The sequence below is a fragment of the Microbulbifer maximicatervae (SeqCode) genome, from assembly GCF_052466985.1.
Map to the genome: position 1 here is coordinate 5,039,037 of NZ_CP174298.1, position 17,149 is coordinate 5,056,185.

General features: G+C 54.2%; 17 protein-coding genes and 1 other RNA gene. 12 read left to right on the forward strand and 6 right to left on the reverse strand.

Annotated features, from left to right (window positions below; genetic code table 11):
- The first annotated feature begins 176 nt into the window (after positions 1–176).
- The 6 genes from petA (at position 177) to ACJJI3_RS22140 (ending at position 6,189) form a co-directional block, all read left to right on the forward strand.
- Positions 177–776 carry a ubiquinol-cytochrome c reductase iron-sulfur subunit gene (gene petA / locus ACJJI3_RS22115; RefSeq protein ID WP_444936483.1) on the forward strand — a complete coding sequence of 200 codons (600 nt, stop codon included), beginning with the start codon at positions 177–179 and terminating at the stop codon, positions 774–776.
- Positions 773–2,974 carry a ubiquinol-cytochrome c reductase gene (locus tag ACJJI3_RS22120; RefSeq protein ID WP_444940954.1) on the forward strand — a complete coding sequence of 734 codons (2,202 nt, stop codon included), beginning with the start codon at positions 773–775 and terminating at the stop codon, positions 2,972–2,974. Before petA ends, ACJJI3_RS22120 begins: the two co-directional genes overlap by 4 nt.
- A gap of 107 nt (positions 2,975–3,081) precedes the next feature.
- Entirely contained in the window at positions 3,082–3,708 is a 627-nt protein-coding gene (locus tag ACJJI3_RS22125; RefSeq protein ID WP_108734210.1) for a glutathione S-transferase N-terminal domain-containing protein, read from the forward strand.
- Between the two features lie 25 nt (positions 3,709–3,733).
- Positions 3,734–4,129, forward strand: coding sequence for a ClpXP protease specificity-enhancing factor (locus ACJJI3_RS22130; RefSeq protein ID WP_108735312.1), 396 nt, complete (start codon positions 3,734–3,736; stop codon positions 4,127–4,129).
- Positions 4,130–4,270: 141 nt separating this feature from the next.
- Positions 4,271–5,458 carry a GGDEF domain-containing protein gene (locus tag ACJJI3_RS22135; protein ID WP_444940955.1) on the forward strand — a complete coding sequence of 396 codons (1,188 nt, stop codon included), beginning with the start codon at positions 4,271–4,273 and terminating at the stop codon, positions 5,456–5,458.
- Between the two features lie 107 nt (positions 5,459–5,565).
- Complete coding sequence (locus ACJJI3_RS22140; RefSeq protein WP_282933883.1) at positions 5,566–6,189, forward strand: Yip1 family protein; 624 nt, start codon at positions 5,566–5,568, stop codon at positions 6,187–6,189.
- A gap of 38 nt (positions 6,190–6,227) precedes the next feature.
- Here ACJJI3_RS22140 and ACJJI3_RS22145 read toward each other — a convergent pair whose 3' ends face one another.
- A complete protein-coding gene (locus tag ACJJI3_RS22145) occupies positions 6,228–8,135 on the reverse strand; it encodes a M48 family metallopeptidase (protein ID WP_444940956.1) in 1,908 nt (635 codons plus the stop codon).
- A gap of 2 nt (positions 8,136–8,137) precedes the next feature.
- The gene (locus tag ACJJI3_RS22150) at positions 8,138–8,734 is read right to left on the reverse strand and encodes a LemA family protein (protein ID WP_444940957.1); all 597 of its coding nucleotides are present in this window, start codon (positions 8,732–8,734) and stop codon (positions 8,138–8,140) included.
- A 174-nt stretch (positions 8,735–8,908) separates the two neighbouring features.
- On the opposite strand from ACJJI3_RS22150, the gene ACJJI3_RS22155 reads away from it, so the two are divergent.
- Positions 8,909–10,099 carry an acetyl-CoA C-acyltransferase gene (locus ACJJI3_RS22155; protein ID WP_444940958.1) on the forward strand — a complete coding sequence of 397 codons (1,191 nt, stop codon included), beginning with the start codon at positions 8,909–8,911 and terminating at the stop codon, positions 10,097–10,099.
- Positions 10,100–10,167: 68 nt separating this feature from the next.
- Here ACJJI3_RS22155 and ACJJI3_RS22160 read toward each other — a convergent pair whose 3' ends face one another.
- From ACJJI3_RS22160 to ACJJI3_RS22175, 4 genes are all read right to left on the reverse strand, one after another.
- Positions 10,168–10,758 (reverse strand): BON domain-containing protein, encoded by a 591-nt coding sequence (locus tag ACJJI3_RS22160; RefSeq protein ID WP_282933879.1) that lies wholly within the window; start codon positions 10,756–10,758, stop codon positions 10,168–10,170.
- A 3-nt stretch (positions 10,759–10,761) separates the two neighbouring features.
- Complete coding sequence (locus tag ACJJI3_RS22165) at positions 10,762–11,352, reverse strand: SIS domain-containing protein (RefSeq protein ID WP_108734203.1); 591 nt, start codon at positions 11,350–11,352, stop codon at positions 10,762–10,764.
- A gap of 64 nt (positions 11,353–11,416) precedes the next feature.
- Positions 11,417–11,779, reverse strand: a complete 363-nt coding sequence (locus ACJJI3_RS22170) for a YraN family protein (RefSeq protein ID WP_413663021.1) — start codon at positions 11,777–11,779, stop codon at positions 11,417–11,419.
- A complete protein-coding gene (locus ACJJI3_RS22175) occupies positions 11,766–13,679 on the reverse strand; it encodes a penicillin-binding protein activator (protein ID WP_444940959.1) in 1,914 nt (637 codons plus the stop codon). The genes ACJJI3_RS22170 and ACJJI3_RS22175 overlap by 14 nt, the downstream gene beginning before the upstream one ends.
- Before the next feature lie 39 nt (positions 13,680–13,718).
- Here ACJJI3_RS22175 and rsmI point away from each other — a divergent pair, with 39 nt between their 5' ends.
- The 5 genes from rsmI to ftsL all read left to right on the forward strand — a co-directional run bounded on the left by rsmI (position 13,719) and on the right by ftsL (position 17,101).
- Entirely contained in the window at positions 13,719–14,561 is an 843-nt protein-coding gene (gene rsmI / locus ACJJI3_RS22180; RefSeq protein WP_444940960.1) for a 16S rRNA (cytidine(1402)-2'-O)-methyltransferase, read from the forward strand.
- Positions 14,562–14,620: 59 nt separating this feature from the next.
- An RNA gene (gene rnpB, locus ACJJI3_RS22185) (RNase P RNA component class A) lies at positions 14,621–14,977 on the forward strand.
- A gap of 455 nt (positions 14,978–15,432) precedes the next feature.
- The gene (gene mraZ / locus ACJJI3_RS22190; protein ID WP_444925699.1) at positions 15,433–15,876 is read left to right on the forward strand and encodes a division/cell wall cluster transcriptional repressor MraZ; all 444 of its coding nucleotides are present in this window, start codon (positions 15,433–15,435) and stop codon (positions 15,874–15,876) included.
- Positions 15,877–15,888: 12 nt separating this feature from the next.
- Positions 15,889–16,821 (forward strand): 16S rRNA (cytosine(1402)-N(4))-methyltransferase RsmH, encoded by a 933-nt coding sequence (rsmH, locus tag ACJJI3_RS22195; protein WP_444940961.1) that lies wholly within the window; start codon positions 15,889–15,891, stop codon positions 16,819–16,821.
- 4 nt (positions 16,822–16,825) lie between these two features.
- Positions 16,826–17,101: a cell division protein FtsL gene (gene ftsL, locus ACJJI3_RS22200; RefSeq protein ID WP_413663017.1), complete on the forward strand. Its 276-nt coding sequence runs from the start codon at positions 16,826–16,828 to the stop codon at positions 17,099–17,101.
- The last annotated feature ends 48 nt before the right edge of the window (positions 17,102–17,149 follow it).

The window sequence follows — 17,149 nt, forward strand, 5'->3', positions numbered from 1 at the left end:
GCATTGCCTTGTATCAAATTGGCATTTTCTTTAACATTGCGCCGATTTGTATCCGCTTGATTTGTGGGGTTTATTCGCGCGGGCAATCTGCCGGGCGGGACTTCTTTCAAGACTTTTTGGGTTTGGGCCAGCGAATCTCCGGGCTATCGGGGTCGCTGTGATGGGAGAACTACGTCATGAGTGATGACGGTGTAAATGTAGGACGGCGCCGTTTTCTAACCGCAGCCACCTCAGTTGTTGGTGGCGCGGGTGCGGTGGGGGTTGCCGTTCCCTTCGTCGCTTCCTGGAAGCCGAGTGCTAAGGCGAAAGCTGCGGGCGCTCCGGTTAAATACAATGTTAGCAAAGTTGAACCGGGCCAAATGGTCACCGTAGAGTGGCGAGGCAAGCCGGTCTATGTTGTGCGCCGCACCGATGAAATACTTCAAGACCTGGAGAAGGTGGAGCCTCTTCTGCGCGACCCTAACTCCGAGGAGTCTATCCAGCCAGCTTATGTAGATCCGGAAAACCGCTCTATCAAGCCAAAGCTGTTGGTGTTGGTTGGTCTGTGTACGCACCTTGGCTGCGCGCCTATGTACCGCCCGGAAGTGGGTGCTGCCGATCTGGGTGGCGAAGAGTGGATGGGTGGCTTCTTCTGTCCCTGTCACGGTTCCAAATACGATATGGCTGGCCGTGTTTACACCGGTGTTCCCGCGCCTACCAACCTGGAGGTGCCGCCTTATTCCTATGAAAACGACGATGTAATCGTGATTGGCGTAGACCAGGAGGGCACCGCATGAAATGGCTCGCAGATTTCGGTGATTGGGTAGATCAGAGACTACCCATTTACCAAGCCTGGGATAAGCACATGGGCAAGTACTACGCGCCCAAAAACTTTAACCTGTGGTATTTCTTCGGCGTTTTCTCCCTATTGGTCCTGGTCAACCAGCTGTTGACCGGTATTTGGCTCGTTATGAGCTACAACCCCTCTGCCGAGGAGGCATTTGCCTCGGTTGAGTACATCATGCGTGATGTGGAGTGGGGTTGGTTGATACGATATCTCCATTCCACAGGTGCGTCTGCCTTCTTCGTGGTGGTATACCTGCATATGTTCCGCGGTTTGATGTACGGCTCTTATAAGCCGCCCCGCGAGCTGGTGTGGATCTTCGGTATGTGTATCTACCTGGTGCTGATGGCAGAAGCCTTTATGGGTTACGTACTGCCTTGGGGCCAGATGTCCTACTGGGGTGCCCAGGTGATTGTTTCCCTGTTTGGAGCAATTCCCGGTATTGGCGATAGCCTGGTTGAGTGGATTCGCGGAGACTACCTGATCTCTGGTATTACCCTGACCCGCTTCTTCTCCCTGCACGTTATTGCACTGCCGCTGGTATTGGTATTGCTGGTAGTTCTGCATATCCTGGCGTTGCACGAAGTGGGTTCTAACAACCCAGACGGCATCGAGATCAAGAAGAACAAGGATGAGAACGGCATCCCCAAAGACGGTATTGCTTTCCACCCTTACTACTCTGTTCACGACTTGGTAGGTATCGCGGTATTCCTGTTTATCTTCGCAACGGTTGTGTTCTTCTTCCCGGAAATGGGCGGCTTCTTCCTGGAGTACGCTAACTTCGAAGAGGCGAACCCGCTGAAGACGCCACCGCATATTGCTCCGGTTTGGTACTTCACGCCGTTCTACGCAATCCTGCGTGCGGTTACCATGGATATCGGTCCGCTGACTGCGAAATTCCTTGGTTTGTTAGCCATGGGTGCCGCTATCGCTGTGCTGTTTGTGCTGCCTTGGCTGGACAAGAGCCCGGTTCGCTCGATCCGCTACAAGGGTTGGTTGCCGAAGGGCCTGCTGCTTCTGTTTGCTGCAGTATTTATTATCCTTGGTTATCTGGGTGTTAAATCCCCGACCCCGGATCGTAACTTCCTGTCTCAGGTAGCGACCCTGTTCTACTTCGCCTTCTTCCTGACCATGCCGGTTTGGACGAATCCGAAGAGTAAGAAAGGCATTGGTTCCTGGGCTGTTTGTGTCATCTTCGGCGTGCTGTTCCTGTGGATGGCGGTAGCTAATTACTCCGTGAATACTTTCATGGTGATTGTAACTCTGCTGCTCGCTGCCTTCTTTACTTTGCTGCCCTGGATTACCAATCGCGATGAGGTCTACCCAGAGCCCGAGCGTGTAACCAGCCCGTCTGGTGGTAAAACTTTCGGCATTCTGTTTATCGGTATTATCGTTGTCGGCCTGCTGACCTTTATCCCGATTAAAGCGGTAGGTGCAGAATCTGAAGTGGAGCTGGATCACATCAATATCGATCTGCGGGACAAGCCGTCCCTGCAGCGTGGTGCCAAGTACTTCGTCAACTACTGCATGGGTTGTCACAGTGCCAATTACTCCCGTTGGGAGCGCGTGGCCACTGACCTGGATATCCCGGTTGAGTTGATGATGGAGAATCTGGTTTTGGGTGACGACAAAATCGGTAACTTGATGACGATCTCCATGCGTCCAGATGATTCCAAAGTATGGTTCGGCGCCGCGCCGCCGGACCTGACGCTGGTTGCTCGTTCTCGCTCACCGGAATGGCTCTACACTTACCTCCGCAGCTTCTATAAGGACGACAGTCGTGCTACCGGGGTAAATAACAAGGTCTTCCCGAGTGTGGCCATGCCCCACGTTCTGATGGAACTGCAAGGTCTGCAGGAATGTGCCCCTGGTCCCAAGCGCGACCACGGTAAAGTTGTCCGCGATGAGCTGGGTAACCCGATTATGGATGCCGCTTGTGGTAGCCTGGAAGTCGGTAAGGTGAAAGGCTCTATGACACCTGAAGAGTTTGATGGGGCAATGTATGACCTCGTCAACTTTATGGAGTACATTGCTGAGCCGATGGCTGAAGATCGCAAGCGTGTTGGCTTCTATGTGCTGGCGTTTATTTTTGTGTTCTTTATCTTCGCCTGGTTGCTGAACCGCGAATACTGGAAAGACGTGCACCACTAAAGCCGTCGCTAGTTTGTCTCTAATGGGTGGTGGGTTTACTCACTGCCCTTTTATATTTTGAATAAAAGGTCGGCTCTAGCCGGCTAAAAGTTTGAGGTAGTTTGAACATGGGTGTGCCTACCAACAAGCGCTCCTCGATGACCTTCTTCTCCGATGGTCGCAGCCACTATAGCCACCGAGTACGTATCGTACTTGCAGAGAAAGGGGTTTCCGTCGATATCACCGATGTGGACGCCGATGATAAACCAGCTGAACTCGCTGACCTCAATCCTTACAACTCCCTGCCAACCCTGGTAGATCGCGACTTGGTTCTGTTCGAGACCAAAGTGATGATGGAGTATCTGGACGAGCGTTTCCCGCATCCGCCGCTGCTGCCGGTTTACCCGGTTGCCCGCGCGCAGAGCCGCCAGATCATGCATCGTATCGAGCGCGACTGGTGTCCTTTGGTGGACAAGATCCTTGCTGGTGGTAAGGACGCGGCCTCCGCTCGCAAAGAGCTGCGCGACAACCTGGTTGGCATCGCTCCGATGTTTACCGACCTGCCGTACTTCTTTAATGAAGAGTTTTCCCTGGTAGATTGCTGCATGGCCCCGCTGTTGTGGCGCCTTGAGCAGTTTGAAATCAGCCTTCCGAAAACCAAGCAGGTTAAGCCGTTGCTGGATTATATGGACCGCCTGTTTGCCCGCGAGGCATTCCAGCAGAGTCTGACCGAATACGAACGGGAAATGCGTTGAGGGAATACTGGTGAGCAAGCCGGCCATGACATCCAATCGTCCCTATATTTTGCGGGCGTTTTACGAGTGGATAACCGATAACCGGTGCACTCCTTATATTCTGGTTGATACGCACCTCCCCGGTGTTTTGGTGCCGCAACAACATGTGAACGACGATGGTCAGATAGTGCTGAACATCTCGGAATCAGCGGTTGCCAGTCTGACTATGGATAATTACGCAATCAGGTTTAACGCCCGTTTTGGCGGGGTTCCGACAGATATCCAAGTTCCAGTGGGGTCTGTGGTCGGAATCTACGCACGGGAAAACGGGCAGGGGATGGTATTTGAGGCTGAGGAAACTCCAGAGCCGCCCGAACCGACGCCACCCACCAGTTTGGGTAAAAAATCGGTGAAAAAACCGGCTCTGCGTGTCGTTAAATAGTGCTCCTTTTCGCTGGTAGGGCAGATTTCTGAAGCCCTGCCAGTTCCCCCCGCCCCCGCTTCAATTTTGTGACCTAGTTCCGGGTATACGCTTGTCCCAAGTCCGTATAATGTCGCGTTATCTTTTATTGCCGCGAATGTCATGCCGCCGTACCTTCAATGGCTGCGCTTTATTTGGCTGCCAGGGATGCTTCTGGTGCTTCTCGTTGCGCAGTATCTTCCCTGGATCGATCTGACCCACTTATACAGTCCGCAGCTGCCTGTGTTGCTATTGGCTATGGCAGCATTGCTCAGTTTTGGTTTTCGCTCAAGCCGGGTTGCGCTTTCAGCGCTGCTTATCATGGCCCTATACATCGCGGCTCACTCCCAGTTGCTCCCCAGCTTGCACAGGGATCTCCCGCTATATCTCTCACTGGTAGCGGTAAATCTTGTTCTCTTTACTTGCAGTCGTGATCGCAGTGTCTTCAGTATTTTTGGGCTGCTGTGGGGCCTGTTTTTGCTGGCTGAGGGGGTGGGTTTTGTCTTGCTCTACGATTGCTGCGCGCCGCTGAGGCTGGCATTTCCGGTCGAGAATTTGCCCAGGGGGTTGTCCGGGTTTTTACCCGACGCATTTTCGTTGCCACAATTGATCGGCAGTGTCTCCGCTCTCGGTGCTTTTGCCTTACTTTTTCTCTACCCTGGCCCCACCGCTATGGGTCTGTTTAGTTGTTCTATTTTGCTGCTGTGCAGTGTTTGGTTGGGCTTTCCTCTCGAGTTTACCGGGTCTGTAGCGGGAATATTGTTGGTCGCTTCGCTGCTTGGGGCCAGTTATGAATTGGCGTTTCGCGATGAGCTGACTGGGCTTCATTCCAGGCGGGCCTTCCGCTATCAGATGCTGACGCCAGCATGGAATTACAGCCTTGCCATGGTTGATATCGATCATTTTAAGAGGCTGAATGATCGCTATGGGCACCAAGTGGGTGATCAGGCTTTGCAAATGGTTGCGGCTCAACTCGCGCGCCACTCTCACGGTGCCGTGTTTCGCTATGGTGGCGAGGAGTTTGTTATTTACCTTCCGGGCCGCAGTCGCGAGGCGAAAGAAGCTTTATTGGAAAAAATCAGGGAGAAAATCTCAAGCTACCCGCTGCGCCTAAGGTCATCGGGGCGTCTTGCCGCAGGGGCCTCACTAAGGGGGAAGGGCGGAGGGAGGCCAGTAAAAGTTACTGTGAGTATTGGCGTTGCCCACCGCAATAAAAAACTAAAGAAACCCGAGAATATCCTTAAAGCGGCTGATCAAGCGCTTTATAAAGCAAAGCGCAGCGGGCGAAATTGCCTGTCGGTCCACAGCTGATATAAATCAAGTAAATTTGAAAGTGACGCTTAATTCCCTTTTGGCATTGGTCAATCTGTTGTGCGCCACCGATACTGCAAAGCAGGGTATTGGAAGGGAGATTTGGTGTGCGGATACTCAGTCATACAATAGGTATTCTTACCAACCCGGAAAAAGAGTGGAAAGCGATACGCGCTGATCGCCATTCTTTTTTTGAGGTGTTTGTAACTCATGTGCCGCTTCTGGCGTTGATTCCTACTGTGGCCGGTTACTTTGGGGTTACCCGGGTAGGCTTTCAGGTTGGGGGACATCTAGCAAAGCTGACACCTGAAAGTGCAGCTGTTCTGTCGGTTGTTACTTACTTTGCATTGCTGGTTGGCGTCTATTGCCTCGGAGAGTTTATTAACTGGATGGCGCGATCCTACGGGGTTGAGGGCGATGAGCCCACGCGCCATTATGAAGGGACGGCACTTGCGGTGTTTATTACTACGCCAATCTTCCTGGCGAGTATCGTCGTCCTTTATCCGCACCCCTGGCTCACGATGGCGTCCGTAGGCATTGCCGGGATGTATTCTATTTACCTGGTCTTTGCCGGCATTCCGATCCTGATGAATATGAATAAGGATCGAGCATTTCTGTATGCCTGTGCAGTATTAACCGTTGCCCTGGTAATGATGGTTACGGTGCTTATTGGCTCCGTCATTTTATGGAGTGTGGGCATCGGGCCGGTTTATCAGCACCACGCCTATTAAGGCTTCACAACGCCAGCATTTGTGCTGGCGTTGTGCGGCTACCTAGACTTATCGATAATCGGTGGCATAGGGCAGTCCAGGCTGTCAGCGACGGCCCTTAACAGTTCGATCTCCTCCGCTTTAATTACCCCATTGTGATTCAAGGTGATCACAATCGCTTTCAGTAAGTCGGGTTTCTCCAGGGGCGGTATAAGGCTGGCGATTGCAATGGCCTTGTCCAGTCGTGGCAGGGTGATATCAGCGATGCCGGGTAGCGGGGTTATTTCAAGCCTGAGAGCACTGAGTCCCTTCTCATAAGCACGTTTTGCTGGAAGGTATTGGCTGTTTCCCGCATGGGCGATGGCTGCAATGATAAATCGTGAAGCATCTTTGTTGGCATGTTTGCTGTGGGAGAGGCGCTGACGATCTGGAGCGCCGTCGAGCGCGTGCATTAATACCCGGTATAAGGCCCACTCCCAAACTTCAACTTTCCCATCGCTGTGTAGAAGCTTGATAAGGTTTCGTTTAAAGATCTGGTACTGCTGAGGGACTAGGGCACGCAAGGCCGGGATACATAGGTCTATCAATGCGAGGCGAGCGTTGCTCGGCAGTGATTCCATATGTGGTGTGAGTTTTTTCATCTCGCGGATAACAGCGGGATGGGCAATTTTCTCCAAGAGGTTTAGCTGTTTGTCTCGCTCGGTTTTATCCTTGTGCAGAAGAAGGAAGTAAACCAGTGCCCGGGCGGTAAAAGGTTCGTGTGCAGCCTGTTGGATCAGAGGTGGAATAGAACCCAGCAGTTGATGCCCAAGCTCAACTTGGTGTGTATCTGGTTTGGCAATGCTGTTGTCCACCGCATCCAGAGCAGCCTGGAAAGGCGTTGTAGGAGCGGCCATGGCGAACTGAGGATTTTGCAATTCACTGGGTTTTACAGTCTGGGCTTCACTTTTTACCTGTTCTTCCGTATTGGCGAATAGGCCGTTCCAGGCGGGTTCTAACCTCTTTATGCGCACCGGTAGTGGAGGGTGAGTGGCAAAAAGGCTGAGCAGGGAGCGTTTTACCCCAACCGCGAACAACATATGGTTAAACTCTGCTGCGTTGGGGCTGCTGAGTTCTGAGCCTAAATCGCGGCCACCGATCTTTTTCAGTGCGTTGGCAATACCGAGGTTGTTGCGAGTAAATTGTACTGCGGAGGCATCGGCAAGAAACTCCCGCTGCCGACTGACTGCGGCCTTGATCAGGTTGCCGATCAGCGTACCGGTGTAGCCGAGGATAATCAGAGTTATTCCCAGGCCTAGTAGCGGATATCTTATGGGGGTTATGCGCCTGTGGGGTGCCGGGCTTCTGACAAGGAGCTGTCCCAAAAGTCCAATGATTAAGATTCCATGTAGCAGCCCTGTGATCTGGGTGTTTAGACGAATGTCTCCATTGAGAATATGACTGAACTCGTGGGCAACAACTCCTTGTAGCTCCTCCCGGGTAAGCTTTTCCAAGGAGCCCCGCGTCAGGCCAATAATGGCGTCGGTAGGGTTTTGGCCAGCGGCAAAGGCATTGATGCTGCTGTCCTCAATGATGTAGACATCGGGTACCGGAATACCTGCTGCAATAGCGATCTCTTCCACAACATTGAGCGCTCTCTTTTCCCGCTCAGTTCGCGCGGAAGTATTAAGTTTGTGCCCTCCCAGGGATTCCGCCACAGCCTTTCCCCCAGGGGATAATTGATGGAACTTGTACAGACTGCCCAGAATAACGACGGTACCGATGACAAAGGCTATTGAGCCAAGGGTCTCCCAGCCCAGAAGTTGCACAACTTCAAAGGGAGTAAATGGCTGGCCGCGAGACAGTGACACCATGGCTGCCGTAGCCAGGGTACTCAAACTGATTAGGGCAATGAGGGCCAGGCTGAACAGGAAAACCAGCAAACGACTGCTGTGCTTGGCTTTGTCCTGGTGAACGTAAAAGTTCATATTTAAAACTCGATACGTGGCGCGACTTGAAAGGTTTCTGAGTCTGCGAACTCAAGCAGTTGGGCGTTGGCTCTGTGGCCAAAAAGGTCGGCCAGAAATACTGGGGGAAAGCTCTGCTTGTAGATGTTGTAGCTGGTGACGCAGTCGTTAAAAGCTTGGCGTGCAAATGCCACGCGGTTTTCGGTGCTGTTTAACTCCTCGTTGAGTTCGCGGAGGGTCTGGTCGGCTTTCAGTTCCGGGTAGGCCTCAATCACCATATTCAGGCGACCCAGAGCGCTGTTGAGAAGGCCTTCTGCGCGGCCGAGCTTATCGATAGCGGCTGGATTGGTAGGGTTTTTAGCGGCAGATTTAAGGTCTGAAATTGCGGTATTACGCGCACTGATTACCGCTTCCAGGGTTTCCCTCTCGTGATTCAGGTATGCCCTGGCACTCTCTACCAGATTTGGTACCAGGTCGTGGCGTCGCTTTAACTGTATTTCTATCTGCGCAAAAGCATTTTCGCTGTGGTTTTTCAGTGAAACCAGTTTGTTAAAGATACTGATGATGAAAAAGAACAGTGCGATGACCACCGCCAGCACAACAAGTCCCGTAGATCCCATAACGCTCCCCTATTTATCCCTGTTGGTGGCGTAAATAGTAACACGATGGGCTGATACTGCTGCGCACTGGTCGCACCCCTGGCGGAGCGGGGTGGGGCTTCGGCTATAATGCGGCGACATTAAAACAATTGCCGCCACCACGGTGATGGCGGCACAGAACTTGGAGCAGCCAGAATGAGTGATGTAACTTCGGACCCAGTAGTGATTGTCGGAATGTCGCGTACGCCAATGGGCGCTATGCAGGGCAGCCTTTCAGCCCTCACTGCCCCGCAGTTGGGTGCTGCGGCGATTCGCGCAGCCCTTGAGGACGCGGGTGTGGCACCTGCCGATGTGGATGAAGTGCTGATGGGTTGTGTGCTCCCGGCAGGTGTTGGTCAGGCTCCGGCACGTCAGGCATCACTGGGTGCTGGCATCCCGGTTGGCACTCCTTGCACCACTGTTAACAAGGTGTGTGGCTCTGGAATGAAGACTGTGATGATGGCCCGCGATGCCCTGCTGATGGGTGAGGGTAAGGTTATCGTTGCTGGTGGTATGGAAAGCATGAGCAATGCCCCCTACCTGCTGGCCAAGGCCCGCTCTGGTATGCGCCTCGGTCATGGAGAGGTCAAAGATTCCATGTTCCTGGATGGCCTGGAAAATGCTGCAGATGGCAAGCTGATGGGTACTTTCGCCGAATCTACTGCCGATAAGTACGATTTCACCCGCGAAGAGCAGGACGCTTTTGCCCTGGAATCTCTGGCGCGTGCCCAGGCTGCGATTGAGAGTGGAGATTTTACCCGTGAAATTGCCCCGGTCACGATTGCCTCTCGCAAAGGTGAGGTTGAGGTGAGTGTCGATGAGGCTCCAGGTAATGCCCGTCCAGACAAAATCCCTCAACTGAAGCCAGCGTTCCGTAAAGACGGCACTGTAACCGCAGCGAACTCCAGCTCTATTTCTGACGGTGCTGCGGCTCTGGTGTTGATGCGCAAAAGTGAAGCTGAGAGGCGCGGCTTGAAAGTTCTGGCTGTTCTCAAAGGGCAATCCCAGTTTGCCCGTGAGCCCGAGTGGTTCACTACGGCTCCGGTCGGCGCTATGCACAAGCTGCTGGAAAATGCCGGTTGGTCTGCGGCGGATGTGGATCTATTCGAGATTAATGAGGCATTTGCGGTTGTGACTATGGCTGCAATGCGTGAGCTCGATTTGCCCTGGGAAAAGGTCAATGTTAACGGTGGTGCCTGTGCCCTCGGTCACCCGCTAGGTGCTAGCGGTGCCCGTATCCTGGTTACCCTGTTGGCAGCGATGGAGAAGCGCGACGCCAAGAAAGGCGTGGCAAGCCTTTGCATTGGTGGCGGTGAGGCTACAGCGGTTGCTATAGAGCGCGTATAAGTTACAGGCTTGAGCGCTAAAAAAACGGAGGCAGTTGCCTCCGTTTTTTTTGTGTAGTGCGGGAAATATTAGTTGATGTATTCCACTGCTTTCACAACCTTCTGTACCCCGCCTACCGAGCGGGTCACTTCGGCTGCCCGTTCCGCTTCGGCCGGAGTTAGCAGTCCCATCAAATAGACAACTCCATTCTCGGTCACGATTTTGATGCGACCACTGTCTACTTCCTTATTGGCAAACAAGTTGCTTTTCACCTTGGTGGTTAGCCAGGTATCGCTGGTGCTGGCCAGTAAAGTGACTTTACCGCGCACCTGAATTTCGTTGTAGACCTGGCGAACATTCTGCACTTGTTCCGCCGTGCGCCCGGCGAGCAGGCGCAGTTCCTGGCTGGGCACCTGGCCGGTGAGCAGTACAACACCGTTAAAAGAATTGATATTGATGTTGGAGATTTTCAGGTCTGGGTGAGCTTTGTTGATATTGACTGTGGTCACCGTCTCGATGCGTTGGTCATCAATATAGGTGCCAAAAGATCGCTCACCGGGGTCCTGTTGTATGGGGCCGTCATGGGTGGCCTCCAATACAGTGCTGCATCCCGCTAACAAGGTGGTTGCCGCGAAGGCAGCCAGGAGATATTTCCCCAGGGTCAACTTTTTGTTGTTCATCGTTTATTCCTCGTAGCCACCAAACAAACTACTGTCGATTAGGTCGCACAGGCAAAAAATTGTCAGAAGATGTACTTGGTGTACCTCTGCTGCGACATCGGATGGCACCCGTAGTTCAATATCATGGGTATCGAGCAGGGCGGCGCAGTCGCCACCATCACCGCCGGTCAGTGCGAGTATGCCCATATCCCGGTCCCGAGCCGCACGCATGGCCTGAACCAGGTTTGAGTCGCGCCCATCGCTGCTGATAATTACGAGAAGGTCACCGGGTTGCCCCAGGGCGCGAACCGGGTGTGCGAAGGTGTCTGCACCGCCGTGGTTCGAGGCAACGGTGCCCATGGAGACGCCGTCGCTGTTGAGGGCCATAGCTGGTAGGCCGGGGCGTTCGCGCTGGAAGCCGCCGGTCAGTTGCGAGCTAAAACTTTGCGCCAATGCGCCACTGACACCATTGCCACAGAGCAGGACTTTGCTCTCTGCCAAGAGTGTATGCACCACCATTTCGCTGGCTTCTGCAATCAGCGGGGCCAGTATCTCGCCAGCGTTCATTGTGGCTTCAAGGCTGTGGTGAAAAAGGGTTACGACTCGCTGTTCCATTGTGTCCTTAATTCAGGTGAGCTCGAACTCACCATAACTTGACGGGGTAAATCTCGGTTTTGCCTCAGGCTTCGAAGGCGCTTTTAATCCACTGGATGTTTTGTGCATCGCCATCTATGGCCAGGACATCGAAGCGGCACGGACAGTCCAGTTTATGTTGCTGCAAATAGCGGCTGGCAGTGGCCAATAGCTTAGCTTGCTTGCGTGAATCCACGCTGGCTGCGGCCCCGCCGAATTGGCTCTTGCGGCGGAAGCGCACCTCCACGAACACGACAGTATCGCTTTCACGGGCGATAAGGTCTATCTCTCCGTGTGAACTGCGATAATTGCGCTCCAATAAGGTGAGCCCCGCGCGCTGCAAATAGCGGGCTGCGGCAGCCTCCATTTGGCTGCCGACAGTGCCGCTTGAGCCCTTAAAAAGCCTCACGATTCCCACTTAATTCGATCGGCTCCCGCTGCGGCAATTGGGGCTCGACGGTAGTGATGGGCACCGGCACCCCTTTGTCGATTCGCGCCCACATTTGTTCGCGCACTATGCGGCCATCAGCGCTCAGGCTCAATGCGCCAGTGAGACCGTGTACTTTCTGTTCCGGGAATTGGCGCAACATCGGCAAGCGCGGGTAGAGGCGGAAGGCATCGGCACCTAGGGCATACAGTCTGGCAAAAGCCGGTGCGGGCGACGCCTGCTCCTCGATATCCTGCTTGGTTTGATTGCTTTCAAACAGCCAGGGCAGTGCGGTAAAGCGAATACCGTTCATATCCCTGTCGCGATTGCGGTTGATGCTGCCACCAAAGACATGAGAGGTAGCGTATACGGGCAGGTCACTGGCGTAGTAGTAGGTCAGCATGGGGTTGAGCTGGCGCGCCTGTTGGGGTTGTGCTGCCAGGAATACCATATCGACATCGTCACGGCGTCTGGGGGTAAATTCCAGCTTTGCCGCCAGGCGACTCTGCAATTCCTTCTTGCGCGCGTTGCTGGCGGGAATTAACAGGGCATCGCTGATCAGGGCTGAGAACTTGCTGTTGTCCTTAAACGTCCGGCGAATGCTAACTGAGCCGCCGAGGCGCAGCCACTCTTCTTCAAATGCTTCAGCGCCGCGCTGCCCCCAGCTATTGTCAGCGGTGAGGACCATTGCCTGTCGCTTGCCCTGCCGGTAGGCGTGCTGGGCAATTTGCCGCGCTTCATCTTCAATTGCCAGTCCAAACTGGACCAGGTCTGTGGTCAGGCGCCCCTCATCGCCGTAGTTGAGGGCGAGAGTAGGCACTGGCAGTTTTTCTGTGGCAAGCAGGTTGGCTACCTTGCTCTTATCCAGTGGGCCAACAATCATCTGCGCACCGGCATCTACGGCGCTCTGGTAAATTTCCTCGAATGGCTGATCGGAACCGGTGTCGTAAACCATCACTTTCGGAGTTGCGCCGCCAGCATTCAGGGCGGTGTAGTGGGCGGCCATAAAGCCATCCCGGATTGCCCTGCCGGCGTTGCCCAGGGAGCCGGACAGTGGCAGGAGCAGCGCTACGCGGTCTGCCCGCTGGGCGGCCAAGCGCTCTAACAGCTGCAGTGCCTGTGGCGGATGGGAATTGGCACTATGGGCGGGCCAGCGCTCGCGCCAGCGGCTGAGGGCGGTCAGCTGTGAGCTGATATCCGTCTGAGTGTCACGGCCCAGCAGGGCGAGTTGATACCAGGCGCGCATCTGGGTGTCATTGCTTTGGGTGGCGCGAGCCTGCAATTCACTGGAGGGCAGCTGGGTCAAGAGATGCCAAAAGCCGTTGTTATTTTCTGTGATCGCTGCGTCGGACTGGGCGATATAGGAGATTTCGCGCCGCTCACTAATTGCGCTGTCCAGATTGCCCAGAAGTCCCCATAGGTCAGCGCGCAGGCTGCGTAGAGGTAAGGCAGTCTTCTGTGGCAACTCCGACCACACATTTTCCAGGCGCGGAGAGGCTGCCAGGTCGAGGGCCTCAAAGAAGTCGTCGTCTGCGGCAAGCAGGCTGCCATAGACCTGTGCATAGCTGGCAAAGAGGTTGTCGTCCAGTTGTTCGGGGGTAATTTTGATTACCGCCTCTTTTGCCGTCTCTTTATCTCCCAGCTCGTATAGAATAGCGGCCGCTTGCAGGCGCTGTTGATCCCGCGCTGGTGCCGGCAGGGTGTCGGCACTGCGCAGCATGCGTACAGCTTCACTGCGGCTTGCGGTGTGGCCGGCCGAATAATCTGGCTGGTAAACGTTTGGCCGGGAGGCCGGTGTCTGGCAAGCAGCCAGTGCGACTGCCAGTGAGGCAGCTGCCATTCTGGTGATTACAGTAGAGGTGCGCCGGGAAGAGGCGGACATAATCTTCTCCCGCAATATTTATATTTGGAGTGAACAGCTATGGGGCCGGATCAGGCGCTGCTTTATATTGTCGCTACGCCCATTGGTAATTTGGCCGATATGGTACCGCGAGCGATCGAAGTTCTACAATGTGCCGATCTGGTTGCGGCGGAGGACACACGTCACAGTCAGCGATTATTTTCCCATTTTAATATCGATACGCCATTGATGGCATATCACGATCACTCGGATGACAAGCGCACAGAGCAGATTTTGCAGCGCTTGGAGCAGGGCCAGACCATTGCCCTGATTTCCGATGCGGGCACCCCACTGATCTCAGATCCCGGTTATCGCCTGGTACGTGAAGCCAGGGAGCGAGGAATCAAAGTCTCTCCGATACCGGGGGCTTGTGCTTTCGTCTCCGCACTGAGTGCCGCCGGACTCCCCAGTGACAAGTTTAGTTTCGAGGGATTTCTGCCGGCCAAGTCCGGTGCCCGTGAGCGAGCCCTGCAGGAGTTGGCCAGTGATACCCGTACCCTGGTGTTCTACGAGGCCCCGCATCGGGTTGCTGGCACTCTGGAAGCAATGGCGGTCGTGTTCGGCGGTAATCGAGAGGCGGTAATAGCCCGCGAGGTCAGCAAGGCCTTTGAAACTTTTCAGTTGATGCCTCTGGCAGAGTTGGTTGAGTGGGTCCGCGCTGACAGCAATCAGCAGCGCGGTGAGATTGTTTTGATGGTGCGTGGTGCAGAGCGCTCTCGCGAAAGTGAGCTGGATGGGGAGGCACAGCGTGTAATGTCGCTGTTGCTGGCGGAGTTGCCGCCGAAAAAGGCGGCGGCGATCGCTGCCGAAATTACTGGAGTGAAAAAGAAAGTCCTGTACAACTGGAGCCTGGAGCAAAAATAAGGCACTGATTGCTGCAATTGCCTGTTGCAATCCGTCTGTCGCCTCTTTACTCTTCGCCGCGAGCTGGCCGGGCAATCGCTGTCGCCTTGTGCGATGGAGGAAAGTCCGGGCTCCATAGGGTGGAACGCCAGGTAACGCCTGGGGGGTGCGAGCCTACGGAAAGTGCAGCAGAGAGTAGACCGCCGATGGCTCCTTTTTGGGGAGTACAGGTAAGGGTGAAAGGGTGCGGTAAGAGCGCACCGCGCGGCTGGTAACAGTCCGCGGCATGGTAAACCCCGTTCGGAGCAAGACCAAATAGGCCCTCTATAGGTGTGACCCGCACTGAGGGCGGGTAGGTCGCTTGAGGTGTCTGGTGACAGGCATCCCAGATGAATGATTGTCCTCGACAGAACCCGGCTTACAGGCCAGCTCAACAATTTCAAAAGCCCGGCATTTGCCGGGCTTTTTTGTTTGCCTGATGTGGTGGTCCCGGCTCCGGTAGCCCTCTTTGTATTCGCCTATTTCTTCTCGTTTAATTTCGGCTAAAGCCTCTTCTTGGCGCAAAAAAATTGATTAACTATTAAGGGGGCGATCGTGCCAGATAGTGCTGTTCCGACTAGTTTCAATGTGCCAATATGCGCCACTTCTCTGGAGGCCGCGATTTTACAAGGGGTTATGGGGACTTTGGGGTCGAATTCCTTGACTTTGTGTCGACCAGTTTTATAGTGTCGAGAGTGGGAAAAAGTGGAAAATCGTGGAAATTTGTGGTTTATTCGCGATAAGTAAGTGGGTGTTCACACCGCCAGGTTAAAGTCGAACATCTTTCTCCATTGACCTGCCATATGGGAGTGAGTCGCGAGAGGCGCGATCTCCAAAGCGAGAACCACTAAACGTGTATTTGGGCAGCCATGCAATCAATATGGACGCCAAGGGGCGTCTGGCAATACCGGCACGCGTCCGCGATAGGCTGTTGGATGAGTGTGAGGGGTGCTTGGTGGTGACTGCCCATACAGAGGAACGCTGTTTGTTGGTGTATCCGTCGCCTCAATGGCAGCAAATTCTCCCGAAGATTGAAGCATTGCCCAGCTTTAACAAAGTGGCTCGGCGCGCTCAGCGCCTGCTGATCGGGTATGCCTGTGAGCTGCAGGTGGATGGCAATGGCAGGGTATTGATTCCGCCAACTCTGCGTGAGTACGCGGGGCTGGAAAAGAAATTGATGTTAGTGGGCCAGGGGAAAAAGCTGGAGCTCTGGAGTGAGGAGCGCTGGATGTCCTGGCTCGATGATAGTGAAGACGAAGAGGGTATGCCTGAGGAAATGGCATCCCTCTCTTTATAAGGGGAGTACCGGGTGTCTCAAGAATTGCATCGCAGTGTGTTGTTACGCGAGGCCGTAGACGCTCTGGTGACTGAGCCGGATGGGTTTTATATCGATGGCACCTTTGGCCGGGGTGGGCACAGCGCCTCAATCCTTGAGCACTTGGGGCCCAATGGCCAGTTGGTAGGGGTGGATAAAGATCCCCAGGCTGTCGAATTTGCAGAGCAGCGGTTTGCCGGTGAATCCCGTTTTTCCATTTGGCATGGGTCTTTTGCCGACATGGATAAGGCTGCCGGGCGAGCTGCCGGTAAGGTCAGTGGAATATTGCTCGATCTAGGAGTGTCTTCGCCGCAACTGGATCAGGCCGAGCGCGGTTTCAGTTTTATGCAGGATGGCCCCCTGGATATGCGTATGGATACCAGTCGGGGTATCAGTGCAGCGGAGTGGGTCAACACTGAGGCTGAGGCCGAAATGGCCCGGGTGTTTAAAGAGTACGGCGAGGAGCGTTTTGCCCGTCGAATGGCTGCTGCCATTGTAAAGCGCCGGCTGGAAAAACCATTTGAGCGCACCCTCGATTTTGCCGAGGTTGTGAAAGAGGCGAATCCGGCTTGGGAAAAAGGTAAACATCCTGCTACCCGAGTCTTTCAGGCTATTCGTATCCATATTAATGGCGAGTTGGATGACCTGCAGAGTGCATTGGATAAATCCCTGCAGTTGCTGGCACCGGGTGGGCGACTGGTGATTATCAGTTTCCACTCTCTTGAAGACCGAATGGTGAAGCGTTTTATTCGGGAAAAAGAGCGCGGTCCCCAGTTGCCTCGTGGCCTTCCGGTTATGGATAGTCAGATAGCCAAGTCACTGCGCTCGGTGGGCAAGGCAGTGAAAGCCAACACGGTTGAAGTGGATGAAAATCAGCGGTCCCGCAGTGCAGTAATGCGGGTGGCAGAAAAGCTGGCGGGAAGCTGAGTTTATGTCTGGCAAGGCTCTACTTGGAGTGGGGGTAATGTGGATAGCGGTAATACTGTCGTCGCTGTCCGTTATTCATACCACCCAACAAAGCCGAGAGTTAACTGCTGAGCTGGGTAAGGCACAAAAAGCCCACGATGAATTGCGCTATGAGCAGGAGCGTCTCCTTTTGGAGAAAAGTGCCTGGTCTGCCTATAGCCGGGTCGAACAGGTCGCCCGAGAAAAATTAAAAATGCATATGCCAGCACCTTCGGAACAGGTATTGGTAGTGGCGGATTAAGTTTTAACCGCCTTGGATGAAGACGTAAGTACCCCACTGCTTGCCCGG

Excerpts from the sequence above, each read along its gene's own strand:
- petA (WP_444936483.1), top strand. The coding sequence starts at position 177 with ATGAGTGATGACGGTGTAAATGTAGGACGGCGCCGTTTTCTAACCGCA.
- ACJJI3_RS22120 (WP_444940954.1), top strand. The coding sequence starts at position 773 with ATGAAATGGCTCGCAGATTTCGGTGATTGGGTAGATCAGAGACTACCC.
- ACJJI3_RS22125 (WP_108734210.1), top strand. The coding sequence starts at position 3,082 with ATGGGTGTGCCTACCAACAAGCGCTCCTCGATGACCTTCTTCTCCGAT.
- ACJJI3_RS22130 (WP_108735312.1), top strand. The coding sequence starts at position 3,734 with ATGACATCCAATCGTCCCTATATTTTGCGGGCGTTTTACGAGTGGATA.
- ACJJI3_RS22135 (WP_444940955.1), top strand. The coding sequence starts at position 4,271 with ATGCCGCCGTACCTTCAATGGCTGCGCTTTATTTGGCTGCCAGGGATG.
- ACJJI3_RS22145 (WP_444940956.1), bottom strand. The coding sequence starts at position 8,135 with ATGAACTTTTACGTTCACCAGGACAAAGCCAAGCACAGCAGTCGTTTG.
- ACJJI3_RS22150 (WP_444940957.1), bottom strand. The coding sequence starts at position 8,734 with ATGGGATCTACGGGACTTGTTGTGCTGGCGGTGGTCATCGCACTGTTC.
- ACJJI3_RS22155 (WP_444940958.1), top strand. The coding sequence starts at position 8,909 with ATGAGTGATGTAACTTCGGACCCAGTAGTGATTGTCGGAATGTCGCGT.
- ACJJI3_RS22160 (WP_282933879.1), bottom strand. The coding sequence starts at position 10,758 with ATGAACAACAAAAAGTTGACCCTGGGGAAATATCTCCTGGCTGCCTTC.
- ACJJI3_RS22165 (WP_108734203.1), bottom strand. The coding sequence starts at position 11,352 with ATGGAACAGCGAGTCGTAACCCTTTTTCACCACAGCCTTGAAGCCACA.
- ACJJI3_RS22175 (WP_444940959.1), bottom strand. The coding sequence starts at position 13,679 with ATGTCCGCCTCTTCCCGGCGCACCTCTACTGTAATCACCAGAATGGCA.
- rsmI (WP_444940960.1), top strand. The coding sequence starts at position 13,719 with ATGGGGCCGGATCAGGCGCTGCTTTATATTGTCGCTACGCCCATTGGT.
- ftsL (WP_413663017.1), top strand. The coding sequence starts at position 16,826 with ATGTCTGGCAAGGCTCTACTTGGAGTGGGGGTAATGTGGATAGCGGTA.